The organism is Kitasatospora sp. NPDC101183 (genome assembly GCF_044767945.1).
GTDB lineage: Bacteria > Actinomycetota > Actinomycetes > Streptomycetales > Streptomycetaceae > Kitasatospora.
In genome coordinates, this window is sequence record NZ_JBIWOW010000021.1 from 57,678 (window position 1) to 70,527 (window position 12,850).

A 12,850-nucleotide genomic window follows, 5' to 3' on the forward strand; every position below is an offset into this window, starting at 1 on the left:
AATCCGACCTGGGGGGCTTCCTTGTTCTTCCGAGCCGCCTGCGGGATTCGAACCCGCGACCTACGCATTACGAGTGCGTTGCTCTGGCCAGCTGAGCTAAGGCGGCGTCGCTGCCACGTGCGGTGGCAACGCGGGTCAGTCTACACAGGTTCGCTGGTGATCCGTAGCCGGGGCGGGCGAGGGGGCGCGGGAGGGGTGGGGCGGGCGGATGGTTTTCGCTTCAATCGATCAGCGGTGTGACGTTACGATGAGCGCCCCCTCGCCCCGACCCACCTCCGGAGTGCACCGTGTTCGGTGTGAACGACCTGGCGACGTACGTCCTCGGCGCCCTCGTGATCGTCCTGCTGCCCGGCCCCAACTCGCTGTACGTGCTGTCCGTCGCCGCCCGGAAGGGTGTGCGGACGGGGTACCGGGCCGCGGCGGGGGTGTTCGTCGGGGACGCGACGCTGATCAGCCTCACCTCGCTCGGGGCCGCCTCGCTGCTGGCGGCCAACCCGGCGGTGTTCGCCGTGGTGAAGTTCGGCGGCGCCGCGTACCTGCTGTGGATCGGGTACGGGATGCTCCGCGCCGCCCGGCAGCTGTGGCGCGAGCGGCGGGCCGAGGCCGGGGCCGGGGCGGAGGAGGCGCCGACGGCGGAGGCGGTCGAGCGGCCGTTCCGCCGGGCGCTGGTGATCAGCCTGCTGAACCCGAAGGCGATCCTGTTCCTGCTCTCCTTCTTCACCCAGTTCGTGGACTCCTCCTACGGTCAGCCCGCGCTCTCCTTCGCCCTGCTCGGCGGCATCCTGCAGACGTTCAGCGTGCTGTACCTGTCGGTGCTGATCTTCGCCGGTACCACCCTCGCCAGTGCCTTCCGCCGCCGCAAGCGGCTGTCCGCCACGCTGACCAGCGGGGTCGCCGTGATGTTCGCCGGGTTCGCCGCGAAGCTCGCCGTCTCCTCGGCCTGAGTCAGCCCGAGTCAGCGCGCGCAGCGCTTTCCCGCCTCCGGCGCCTCGCCCGTCAGCAGGTAGCGGTTGACCGCCCCGTCCACGCACCCGCTGCGCCGCCCGTACGCGGTGTGGCCGTCCCCGTCGTACGTGAGCAGCCGCCCGGACTCCAGCTGGCCGGCGAGGGACTGCGCCCAGGCGTACGGCGTGGCCGGGTCCCTGGTGGTGCCGACGACGACGATCGGCGCGGCGCCCGCGGCCCGGATGGTGTGGGCGGCGCCGGTGGCGCGGACGGGCCAGTAGGCGCAGCCGAGCGCCATCCAGGCCATGCCCCGGCCGAAGTGCGGCGAGGCCCGCTCGAAGTCGGGCAGCGCCCGCTGGACGTCCTCCGGCGAGCCGAACGGGGCGGGCAGGTCGAGGCAGTTGACGGCGGTGTTGGCGAACATCAGGTTCGGGTAGGACCCGTCCGCCTCCCGCCCGTAGTAGGAGTCGGAGAGCTTCAGCAGCCCGGTGCCGTCGCCCGCCCTGGCGTCGGTGAGCGCCGAGCGCAGCTTGGGCCAGAGGAAGTCGGCGTACAGCGCCTGGATCACCCCGGTGGTGGCCAGCGAGCCGGTGAGCCGGCGGCCGTTGTCGGTGGTGGGCAGGGGGTGGTCCTGGGCGGTGGCGAGCAGGGCGGTGAGCTGTTCGCCGATCTGCTGCTCGCCGCGCCCGAGCGGGCAGTCCTCGCGCTTGGCGCAGTCCTTGGCGAAGGCCGCCCAGGCGGTCTCGAACCCGCCGGCCTGGGTGCGGTTCCCGGCGACGGAGTCCAGGGACGGGTCCATCGCGCCGTCGAGCACCAGCCGCCCGACCCGGCCGGGGAAGAGCCCGGCGTAGGTGGCGCCGAGGAAGGTGCCGTAGGACTTGCCGACGTAGGTCAGCTTCTCGTCGCCGAGCAGGGCGCGCAGCACGTCCATGTCGCGGGCGGCCTCGACGGTGCTGAGGTGGCCGAGCGCCGCCCCGGCGCGCTGCCGGCAGCCCTCGGCGAACTCCTTGTCGGCGGCGACCAGCGCGTCGATCCCGCGCTGGTCGGCGGGGGCGAGGCCGACGGCGGTGTAGGCGTCCATGCGGTCGCCGCTGAGGCAGCTGATCGGGTTGCTGCGTCCCACCCCGCGCGGGTCGAGGCCCACCAGGTCGTACCGGGCGCGCACCCCGCTGTCGTACGTACGGGCGGCGGTCTCCAGGTACTCCACGGCGGAGCCGCCGGGCCCGCCGGGGTTCAGCAGCAGCGAGCCCAACCGGGCGCCCTGGGCGGCCCCGGACGGTACGGAGGGCGCCCTCGCCGCCACCAGGGTGAGGTCGCCGTCGCCCGGGTGGTCGTAGTCGGTCGGCACCCTGAACGTGGTGCACTCGAACCCGCCGTCGCAGGGCTGCCAGGTGAGCCGCTGCGCGTAGTACGGCGCCAGCGCGGCGGGTACGGCGGCGGGCAGCGGCTCCAGCGGCGTGGCCGCGGACGCCGCCGGGACGACGGAGGCTGCGGAGGAAGCGAACGAGGCGGCCGAATCCGACGAGACCGCCGGCCCCGCCCCGACCGGCCCCGACGTGCACCCCGCCACCAGCGCCGCCACGAGCAGCCCCGCCGTCGCAGCCATCGCCATCGGCGCCGCCGGCCCCACGACCCGCCCGTTGCCCCTCATCCGGCTCCCATCACCCGATCCCACCGCACCACCAGAAACCACAAGGAAAGAAGGAAAAGCAGACTGCCCGGCGCCCACCCCGGGCACCGGGCAGCGTATCCCCGTCCGGGGCTCCCCTCAGGACGCCTTCGCCAGCGTCTCCGCCAGGTACTGCGCCGCCTGCCGGACGAGCCGCAGCCGCTCCCTGTCCGCGCTGAAGTCCTGCACGTTGTCGGAGATCCGCACCTCCGCCTTGCCCGCCGGCCCGCCGCCCGCCTTGAGCGCCGCCTGGAGCTTGCGCGCGGCGTCCAGCCCGGTGGTGTCGGCCTTGGCGGCGGCCAGCAGCAGCTTGGCGGAGCTGCCCGCCGGGGCCTCCGCGCCGGTCTGGGTGAGCGCGGCCGCGTCGTAGCGGCCGGAGACGGCGGCGGCCACCCCGTACAGGTCGGGGCGGGCCAGCCCGGCGGCGGCCGCGCAGGGCGCGCCGGCCTCGACCCCGAGGGTGCCCCAGGAGGCCGGGCCGGGCGGCAGGGTGCGGAAGGAGGCGGCGATGGTGGCGCGCAGCGTCGCGTCGTCGGAGACGGCGGCGGGCGCGGCGGCGACCAGCTCGCAGGGGTGCGCGGTGCCGTTGGGCGCCTCGGGGGCGACGAGGACGAACGGGCGGGCGCGGCCGCCCTGCAGCGCGGAGCCGATGCCCTCGAAGACGTCCGGGACCTCGGCGTCGGCGGTCCGGCCGGGCGTCGCGGCGTGCATCACGACGACGGGGAAGCGCGTGTTCGGCTCCTTGGCGTACTGCGGTGGCAGCCACACCCGGACGTTGCGCGGCTTCCCGTCGGGGCCGAGGACGGCCGACTGCAGCAGCTCGCCGCCGCCCGGGTGCCCGACGCTGTCGAACCGGCTGGCCACGGCGGCGGGCGCCGCACTCACGGGAGCGGGAGCGGGACCCGACCCCGGAGCCTGAGCCTGAGCAGGGGCCTGAGCCACCGTGGCCTCCGGCGGCGCCGCCTGCTGCCGTACAGCAGCGGGCGCGCCCGGAGAACCGACGGACCCCTGGGACACGGGGTCCTCCTGCCGCCCGAGCCCGCCGAAGGCCCCGAGCCCGGTGAGCAGCGTCAACGCGGTGACGCACACCCCGCAGACCATCGCCCCGCCCGCCCGCGCCAGCATGGGCCACCGGTCCCCCGCCAGTTCGTACGTCTCGGCGGCCCGCAGGTCGCGCCAGCGCTGGAGCGCACCGCGCGCCAGCCAGATCCCGCCGACGGCGGCCGCCAGCAGGGGAATGACGAGGAGCGGACGAACCACGGCACGCACCACCTCGGGAGCAGGTCCGGCGCCGGCCGGACCCGGCACCGTGGGGGGCGACGGCCCCGGCACCGGGGCGCAGTCGGCCCCCAGCGTGCACAACCGGCGCGCGGTCACACGCGGGTGTGCCCGGCGCGTACCGCCCGTTCACTCGAAGGTGGGACGAAACCCCGGCTCCGGAGGGCGTACCCGCCGCCCGGAAGGCCCCCTGCGGAGCGTCAGCCCGCCCGCAGCGCCATCGTCATCGCCTCGACCGCCAGCAGCGGGTCGACGTTGCGGTCCAGCGCCTGACGGCAGGCCAGCACCGCCTCGATCCGCCGCAGCGTGCCCTCCGCCGGCCCCGCCTGGGCGACCCGGTTCAGCGCCTGCCGCTGGTCCTCGTTGGCGAGGGCGCCGGTGGAGCCCAGCTGGATCGCGAGCACGTCCCGGTAGAAGCCGAGCAGGTCGAGCAGGGCGACGCCCAGGGTCTCGCGGCGGGTGCGGGTGGCGCGGCTCTTCTGCCGCTTCTCCAGTTCCTTGACGGCCCCCGCCATGCCGCGCGGCGCCTTGCTGCCCTCGGCCGCGCCGTAGGCGGCCTTGAGGTCGTCGGCCTCCTTGGCGTCCTGGGTCTCGGCGAGCGCCTCCGCGTCGGCCTTCGCGGTGTCGACCAGGCGCTGGGCGGCGGCCAGGCAGCCCCCGACGTCGCCGACCTCCAGCGGGATCCGCAGCACCTCGGCACGCCGGGTGCGGGCCTGGTCGTCGACGGCCAGGCGGCGCGAGCGCTCGACGTCTCCCTGTCCGGCGAGCGCGGCGAGGCGCGCCGTCTCGGGCTCGACGCCGTCGCGCCGTACGAGCATATCGGCGACGGCCTCGGAGGCGGGTGTGCGCAGCACCAGCAGGCGGCAGCGCGAGCGGATGGTGGGCAGCACGTCCTGGACGGAGGGGGCGCACAGCAGCCAGACGGTGCGCGGCGAGGGCTCCTCCACGCCCTTGAGCAGCGCGTTGGCGGCGGCCTCGGTGAGCCGGTGCGCGGCGTCGACGAGGATCACCGACCAACGGCCGCCGGTCGGGTAGCTGGAGGCGCGCAGCACGAGGTCCCGCATGTCGCCGACGCCGATCGACAGGCCGTCCGTCCGCACGTACTTGACGTCGGCGTGGCTGCCGGCCAGCACGGTGTGGCAGCCGTCGCAGAACCCGCAGCCGGGCGTGCCGCCGAGCGCGAGGTCGGGGCTGGTGCACTGGAGCGCGGAGGCGAAGGCGCGCGCGGCGGTGACCTGCCCGGCGCCGGGCGGGCCGGTGAACAGCCAGGCGTGCGTCATCAGGGAGGCGTTCGCGCCCTCGGCGGGCGCGGAGCCGCGCCCGGCCTGGACCGTCGCCCCGGCCGCCCGGGCGGCGGCGGTCAGCTGCTCGACCACCCGCTCCTGGCCCACGAGGTCGTCCCAGACGGCCACTGCTGCTCCCAAACTCCGTACGGCTGCGCACCCGGCGCCTTACCCGCCGTCGAGCATACGTGTCCGCTCCGACAGCCGTTGCGCCGTCCGGGCGACCCTCGGACGGCGGACGGCGCCGCCGGGGTCGTCTCCCCGACGGCGCCGCCGTCCGATCGTCGTACGGGCTCAGCCCTTGCGCCCCCAGCGGCGCCCCTTGCCCTTGCCGTCCCCGTCCTGGCCGTCCCGACCATCCCGACCGTCCGAACCACTCGGCCCGTCCGAACCACTCGAACCGCTCGGACCGTTCGAACCGGGCCGGCCGTCGTCGGGGTGCTCCCAGCGCGCCCACTCGTCCCGGGAACCGAGCAGGGTGTCCGTCAGGCTCGGCAAGTCGTCCATCGGCGTCTCCTCGGCCCACTCCGGCCGGGTCCGCTCGACGGCCTGCTGAGGCTCGACGGGCGAAGCGGCGGCAGGAGCGCCGGGAGCGGCTGCAGGAGCGGCCGGAGCGGCCGGAGCAGGAGCGGCCGGGGCGCCTCCCACCACCGGCATCTCCCGCGTACGCTCCGCCGGACGCTCCCCGCGCCACAGGCCCGGAGGCACCCGGTCCTCGGCACGCCCCGGCTCGACCTTCGGCAGCACGGCCGTCTCGTCGGCCGCGGGCACCTTCGGCAGCACGGCGGTCGCATCGGCAGCGGGCACCTTGGGCAGGACGGCCGTCTCCTCGACGGTCGCCCGGACGGCCGCCTGCCGGTCGCGCAGCGACAGCTCCCGCGTCGCCTCGTCCCCGAGCCCACGCCCGCGCGGGTCCACGTCCTCGGGCACGTCCCGGACCGCCCGCAGCTCCGTCGTCACGGCCTCCCCGACCGAACCCGCCGAACCTGCCGAACCCGCCGAACCACCCGCAGCCGCACTCTCCGCCGCCGCGGCAGCCTCCGCCGCGGCCGCCAGCGCGGCGGCCTGCGCCAGCCGGGCCTCCTCGGCCCGCTGCAGCGCCTCCTCCGCCCGGCGCCGCTGCTCCTCCCGCGCCAGCTCCCGCTGCCGCTGGAGCTCCGCCCGGGCGGCCGCCTCGTCGGCGAGCCGCTTGCGCTCGGCGGCCTCGGCCGCCAGCCGGGCGTCCTCCTCGGCCTTGCGCTTCGCCTCCTCCGCCGCGCGGCGGGCGGCCTCCTCCTCGGCCCGGCGGCGCGCCTCCTCCTCGGCCTTGCGACGCGCCTCGGCGGCGGCCCGCTCGGCGGCCTCCCTGGCCTGCCGCTCCTGCTCCTCCTGCTCGGCCCGCAGCTGCGCCAGCACCTCCTGGCGCTTGCGCTCGGCGGCCTCCTCCTCGGCCTTGCGCCGCGCCTCCTCGGCGGCGCGCCGCTCGGCCTCCTCGCGGGCGAGGCGCTCCTGCTCGGCGCGGGCGGCCTTCTCCTGCTCGGAGAGCGGCAGCTCGCGGTCGAGCCGGTGGCGGACGGCGGTGGTGACGAAACCGGGCTCCTGGCTGCCGTCGACGACGAGGTAGCGCGCCGGGTCGGCGGCGGCGAGGGCGAGGAAGCCGGCCCGGACCCTCTGGTGGAACTCGGTCGGCTCGGACTCCAGCCGGTCCAGCGCCTCGGTGAAGCGCTCCCGGGCCTTGGTCGGGTCGACGTCCAGGACGACGGTCAGGTCGGGCAGCAGCCCGCCGGTGGCCCAGCGCGAGATCCGGGCGACCTCGGTGGCGGCCAGATCGCGGCCGGCACCCTGGTAGGCGATGGACGAGTCCATGTACCGGTCGGTGATCACCACGGCGCCCCGGGCGAGCGCCGGCCGGATGACGTTCTCGACGTGCTCGGCCCGGTCGGCCGCGTAGATCAGCGCCTCGGCGCGGTGCGACAGCCCGGTGTTGCCGACGTCCAGGACGAGGCCGCGCAGCCGCTGCCCGACCGGGCTGCCGCCGGGCTCGCGGGTGAGCACGACCTCGTGCCCCTTGCCGCGGATCCACTCGGCGAGCGCCTGGGCCTGGGTGGACTTCCCGGCGCCGTCGCCGCCCTCGAGGGCGATGAAGAAGCCGGTGCCCGCGCCCCGGTGCGGCGCCGGGCCGCCCGCGCCGCGCAGCGCGTCGACGAGGTCCCGGCCGAACGGCGCGGTGCCGCGCCGGTCGTCGGTGCGCAGCAGCACGACGGCGGCGAGCACCAGGGTGAGCAGCCCCGAGGTGGCGACGGCCAGGGCCGCACCGCCGTGGATGAAGGTGAACGAGCCGGGCCGGACGGTGCCGTACTCGACGTCGCCGTAGCCCGCGGCGATCAGCGGCACGGCGACGATCGCGGCCCCGACCACCACGGTGAGCACCGCGTGCAGGTGCTCGGAGACCTTCGGCAGCCGGGCCTCCTCGACCTCCTGGGCGAGCAGGGTGCGCCCGGCGGAGACCACGATCCCGGCGGCCAGTCCGGCCAGCACGGTCAGCAGCAGGACGAGGACGAAGTCCAGCACCAGCCCGGCGAGGATCAGCGCCACGCCCTCGGTGATCAGCGCCAGGGCGAGCAGCCGGCGGCGCGAGAGCGAGGGAAGGGTGGCCCGGGTGAGCCGGGCGCCGAGCGCGGGCGCCCCGGTGGCCGCGAGCACCAGCAGGCCGTAGCCGATCGGCCCGGCGCGGTGCTCGGCGGCGGTCAGCAGCGCGAGCGAGCAGACGCCGGCCATCGAGGCGAAGGCGGCGGCGACAGCGAAGGTGAAGTACGGGGCGCTGCCGGTGCGGCCCTTGCTCAGCGCGGGGCCGGGGGCAGCGTCCGTCGGGGCGCGCAGACCGGTCAGCGGCGAGTGCGGGGCGACGGTCACCGGCCCGCCGGGCAGCGGCTGGACGTAGGTGCGGGCGGCCGCGGCGGCGAAGAGCCCGGCCGCGCCGAGCGCCGCGAAGGTCAGCTGGTGGGCGCGCAGCCAGTCGGAGCCGAGCGCCGCGGCGATGTTGTTGAGCAGCGTGAAGCCGATCAGGCCGAGGGCGGCCAGCGGCACGGTCGCCCAGCCGGTGAACCGGTCGAGCCCGCGCGCGGTCTCGAGGTTGGCGGCGGCGGGGCGCTGCTCGGCGAGGGGGGCGTACGGGTTGGACGGCGGCAGCAGGCCCGGCACGACGGAGGCCCGGGTGGTGTCCCGGACGGCCTCGGCGGCGGCGGTGACGAAGACGGTGGCGAGCAGCACGTAGGTGGCGCCGCCGGAGGGCTTCGACCCGGAACCCAGCCAGACCGTCCACCAGGGCGCGAGGCCGATCAGCAGCGCGCGCAGCGCGTCGGCGCCGAACAGCGTCCAGCGCCGGTCGAGTCTGCCCGTGACCAGCCGGTGCACCGGCCCGAGCAGGGCGGCGCCGACCAGGCCGGAGGCCAGCACCCGGACGGCGAGGACCACCGCGAGGGTGACGGCGAGGCTGCGCGGCAGCGCGCCGAACTGCCCGCCCCGGGCGGCGGCGATCACGGTGAGCGCGAGCAGCACCAGCAGGCCGAGCCGGTCGGCGGTGCCGCCGATCAGCTGGGTGGTCCACAGCCGCCGGTAGGGGCGGTTCCTCAGCAGGGCCCTGGCCCGGTCGGCCGGAGTCCCGGCGGGCGCGACCTCGGGCAGGTCGGGCCCGGCGGCTCCCGCGGCCGGGGCGGCGCTGGGGGTGGGCTGGTCCTCGCTCGTCATACGGTCAGCGTAGCGGGCGGGGGTTGGCCGGAAAGAGACGATCGGAGTTCCGGGCCCGGCTCATCACCGGCTTGTGACGATCCCCGCACACACCCCGGCACACACCCAGGCACGCACCCCGGGACACGCCCCGGGCCCGCACCCCCGGTCGGGGGGCACGGGCCCGGTGCCGCTGTCGGGGGATCAGCCCTCGTCGGCGGCGGTGGCCTTGCTCGCGGTCGTCTTGCCGGCGGCGGTCTTCTTGGCTGCCGTCTTCTTCGCCGCCGTCGCCTTGGTGGTGGTCGTCTTCTTCGCCGCGGTCTTCTTGGCGGCGGTCGTCTTCGCCGCCGTCCCGGTCGCGGTCTTCTTCGCGGCGGCCTTCTTCGCCGGGGCCTTCTTGGCCGTCTTCTTCACCGGCCCGCGCGCCCGCTTCTCGGCGAGCAGCTCGTAGCCGCGCTCGGGCGTGATGGTCTCGACCTCGTCGTCCTTGCGCAGCGTGGCGTTGGTCTCGCCGTCCGTCACGTAGGGGCCGAAGCGACCGTCCTTGACCACCACCGGCCGCTCGCTGACCGGGTCGGTGCCCAGCTCCTTGAGCGGCGGGGCGGCGGCGGCCCGGCCGCGCGCCTTGGGCTGGGCGTAGATCGCCAGCGCCTCGTCGAGGGTGACGGTGAAGAGCTGGTCCTCGCTGGTGAGCGAGCGCGAGTCGGTGCCGCGCTTGAGGTACGGACCGTAGCGGCCGTTCTGCGCGGTGATCTCCACGCCCTCGGCGTCGGCGCCGACCACCCGCGGCAGCGAGAGCAGCCGCAGCGCGTCCTCCAGCGTGACGGTGTCCAGCGCCATGGTCTTGAAGAGCGAGGCGGTGCGCGGCTTGACGGCGTTCTTGCCGGTCTTGGGCGTGCCCTCGGGCAGGATCTCGGTCACGTACGGGCCGTAGCGGCCGTCCTTGGCGACGAGCATGTTGCCGCTGACCGGGTCCGGGCCGAGCTCGAAGTCGCCGCTGGGCTTGGCCAGCAGTTCCTCGGCCAGCTCGACGGTCAGCTCGTCCGGCGCCAGGTCCTCCGGGATGTCGGCGCGCTGGCCGGGCTCGCCCTCCACGGTGGAGGCGCGCTCGACGTACGGGCCGTAGCGGCCGACCCGCAGGGTGAGGTCGTCGCTGATCTTGAACGAGCTGATCTCCCGGGCGTCGATCGCGCCGAGGTCGGTGACGAGCTCCTTGAGGCCGCCCAGGTGGTCGCCGTCGCCGTTGCCGGCCTCGGCGGCGCCTCCGGCCGCGCCGCCGGACTCGCCCTCGCCGAAGTAGAAGCGCTTGAGCCACGGCACGGACTTCGCCTCACCGGCGGCGATCCGGTCGAGGTCGTCCTCCATCCTGGCGGTGAAGTCGTAGTCGACGAGCCGGCCGAAGTGCTTCTCCAGCAGGTTGACCACGGCGAAGGAGAGGAACGACGGGACGAGCGCCGTCCCCTTCTTGAACACGTACCGGCGCTGGATGATCGTGTCGATGATCGAGGCGTAGGTGGAGGGGCGGCCGATCTCGCGGTCCTCCAGCTCCTTGACCAGCGAGGCCTCGGTGTAGCGCGCCGGGGGCTTGGTGGCGTGGCCCTCGGGGGTGATCCGCTCGGCGGCCAGCGGGTCGCCCTGGGCGACCTGGGGCAGGCGGCGCTCGCGGTCGTCGAGCTCGGCGTTCGGGTCGTCCGCGCCCTCGACGTAGGCCTTGAGGAAGCCGTGGAAGGTGATGATCTTGCCGGAGGCGGAGAACTCGGCGTCCCGGCCGTCGGCCGAGGTGCCGCCGACCCGCACGGTGACGGACTGGCCGACGGCGTCCTTCATCTGAGAGGCGACGGTGCGCATCCAGATCAGCTCGTACAGCTTGAAGTCGTCGCCGCTCAGGCCGGTCTCGGCGGGGGTGCGGAAGCGGTCGCCGGACGGGCGGACGGCCTCGTGCGCCTCCTGCGCGTTCTTGACCTTGCTGGCGTAGGTGCGCGGGGCGTCCGGCAGGTAGTCGGCGCCGTAGAGCTGGGTGACCTGGGCGCGGGCCGCGGAGACGGCCGTCTCCGAGAGCGTCGTGGAGTCCGTACGCATATAGGTGATGAAGCCGTTCTCGTACAGCTTCTGGGCCACCTGCATGGTCCGCTTGGCGCCGAAGCCCAGCTTGCGGCTGGCCTCCTGCTGGAGCGTGGTGGTGCGGAACGGCGCGTACGGCGAGCGGCGGTAGGGCTTGGACTCGACGCTGCGGACGCTGAACGCCGTCTGCTCCAGGGCGGCGGCCAGCTGACGGGCCGCCTGCTCGTCCAGGTGCAGGGTGCCGGCGCTCGCGGCCTTGAGCCTGCCGTCCGAGCCGAAGTCGCGGCCGGTGGCGATCCGCTTGCCGTCCACGGAGGACAGCCGGGCGCCGAAGGTCTCCGGGTTGGCGGCGTCGGCCGGGGTGCGGCCGGTGCCGAAGGTGCCGACGAGGTCCCAGTACGAGGCGCTGCGGAAGGCGATCCGCTCGCGCTCGCGCTCGACGACCAGACGGGTCGCCACGGACTGCACCCGGCCCGCCGACAGCTTCGGCATGACCTTCTTCCAGAGCACCGGCGAGACCTCGAAGCCGTACAGGCGGTCGAGGATGCGGCGGGTCTCCTGGGCGTCGACCAGACGCTGGTTCAGCTCGCGGGGGTTGGCCACCGCCTCCTGGATCGCCGACTTGGTGATCTCGTGGAACACCATGCGGTGCACCGGCACCTTGGGCTTGAGCACCTGCTGGAGGTGCCACGCGATGGCCTCGCCCTCGCGGTCCTCATCGGTGGCGAGGAAGAGCTCGTCGGACTCGGCGAGCAGCGACTTCAACTTGCTGACCTGGGACTTCTTGTCCGCGTTGACCACGTAGATCGGCGCGAAGTCGTGGTCGACGTCCACCCCGAGGCGGCGCACCTCGCCGGTGTACTTGTCCGGCACCTCGGCGGCGGTGCTGGGGAGGTCTCGAATGTGCCCGACGCTCGCCTCGACGATGTAGCCGGGGCCGAGGTAGCCCTTGATCGTCTTCGCCTTGGCCGGCGACTCGACAATGACGAGTCGCTGTCCGTGCGCGGTTTCGCTGCTCGGGGACACCTTCGCTCTTCTCTCCCGGTCGTAGTTGGCTGGGCGGTGGCGGCAGCACGGGCTGCGCTCCGCCCGACCCCTCGACCGTCCGAGGACCGCCGCTGAACGACGACCCACCAGCGGAGTGTGACCGTACCCCGGCCACCCTTGTCAAACGGACGGACACCGCTGTTTCGCTTGCCGGGCTCACCGACGCCACTCGAACGGTAACCCGATGACACGGGTTCGCGCCCCGTGGAAGGGGGCTTCGGCGGGTTCGGAAGGATGGAATGACGGATTTCAAGATCTGTCAACGAATAATCGACACACCCGACCGCCGGGCGGTCCCGCACCGGTCCCGACCGACCGAAACCGGCCAGAACCTACCGGGATCAGCCGGACGTCAGCCGAGGGCCGCCGCGAGCAGACCGGCGCCCGCCAGCAGACTGGCCGTCCCGAGAGCGCCCCACAGCAGGTCGGTGACCGCCGCCCGGCCGACCTCGCCGGGCGCCAGCACCGCGCGGCTGGGGCGCCGGGGGTCGTAGCGGACCCGGACCGAGGCCCCGGGGGCGAACCGGGCCGGGCGACGCAGCGGGGTGTGGCCGCGCGGCCGGGTGAGCACCAGCTCCGCGATCCGCCCCGTACTGGTGTTCGAATCACCCGGCGCGGGCCGCACGGGGAAGGAGAGCAGCGGCGAGCTGTCCAGCTGCCCGTGGGCGTCGTCCTCGGCGACCACCGTGGCCACCGCCTCCACCCCGAGGCGGCGCACCCGGTGGCGAAGGCGCACTTCGGCGGCGCACCAGAACAACAGCACGCCACCGAACAGGGCGAGCACCGCTCCGCCCACCGTCGCCGTCGTCGCGTCCACCCCTGGCCCCCGGCTCCCCTGCCCTGTCCACAGCCTGTGGACAGG

General features: G+C 75.1%; 7 protein-coding genes and 1 tRNA gene. 1 reads left to right on the top strand and 7 read right to left on the bottom strand.

From position 1 onward, the window contains the following. Positions 1 to 32: 32 nt before the first annotated feature. A tRNA-Thr gene (locus tag ACIRRS_RS27285) sits at positions 33 to 106 on the bottom strand. Between the two features lie 181 nt (positions 107 to 287). Here ACIRRS_RS27285 and leuE point away from each other — a divergent pair. Then, entirely contained in the window at positions 288 to 944 is a 657-nt protein-coding gene (gene leuE / locus ACIRRS_RS27290; RefSeq protein WP_402975895.1) for a leucine efflux protein LeuE, read from the top strand. A gap of 11 nt (positions 945 to 955) precedes the next feature. On the opposite strand, the gene ACIRRS_RS27295 is transcribed toward leuE, so the two are convergent. The 6 genes from ACIRRS_RS27295 to ACIRRS_RS27320 form a co-directional block, all read right to left on the bottom strand. Beyond that, on the bottom strand, positions 956 to 2,596 hold the full coding sequence (locus ACIRRS_RS27295; RefSeq protein ID WP_402975897.1) for an alpha/beta hydrolase: 1,641 nt from the start codon (positions 2,594 to 2,596) through the stop codon (positions 956 to 958). Positions 2,597 to 2,713: 117 nt separating this feature from the next. After that, positions 2,714 to 3,874 carry a hypothetical protein gene (locus tag ACIRRS_RS27300; RefSeq protein WP_402975899.1) on the bottom strand — a complete coding sequence of 387 codons (1,161 nt, stop codon included), beginning with the start codon at positions 3,872 to 3,874 and terminating at the stop codon, positions 2,714 to 2,716. A 218-nt stretch (positions 3,875 to 4,092) separates the two neighbouring features. Then, on the bottom strand, positions 4,093 to 5,304 hold the full coding sequence (locus ACIRRS_RS27305; protein WP_402975901.1) for a DNA polymerase III subunit delta': 1,212 nt from the start codon (positions 5,302 to 5,304) through the stop codon (positions 4,093 to 4,095). A 165-nt stretch (positions 5,305 to 5,469) separates the two neighbouring features. Then, positions 5,470 to 8,901: a dTMP kinase gene (tmk, locus tag ACIRRS_RS27310; protein WP_402975903.1), complete on the bottom strand. Its 3,432-nt coding sequence runs from the start codon at positions 8,899 to 8,901 to the stop codon at positions 5,470 to 5,472. A gap of 183 nt (positions 8,902 to 9,084) precedes the next feature. After that, positions 9,085 to 11,967 (bottom strand): type I DNA topoisomerase, encoded by a 2,883-nt coding sequence (gene topA / locus ACIRRS_RS27315; protein WP_402975905.1) that lies wholly within the window; start codon positions 11,965 to 11,967, stop codon positions 9,085 to 9,087. A gap of 373 nt (positions 11,968 to 12,340) precedes the next feature. Next, positions 12,341 to 12,805: a DUF3592 domain-containing protein gene (locus tag ACIRRS_RS27320; RefSeq protein WP_402975907.1), complete on the bottom strand. Its 465-nt coding sequence runs from the start codon at positions 12,803 to 12,805 to the stop codon at positions 12,341 to 12,343. Between the last annotated feature and the right edge of the window lie 45 nt (positions 12,806 to 12,850).

Bases quoted from the DNA above. Each gene is read 5' to 3' on its own strand.
- tmk (WP_402975903.1), bottom strand. From the start codon at position 8,901: ATGACGAGCGAGGACCAGCCCACCCCCAGCGCCGCCCCGGCCGCGGGA.
- ACIRRS_RS27295 (WP_402975897.1), bottom strand. From the start codon at position 2,596: ATGAGGGGCAACGGGCGGGTCGTGGGGCCGGCGGCGCCGATGGCGATG.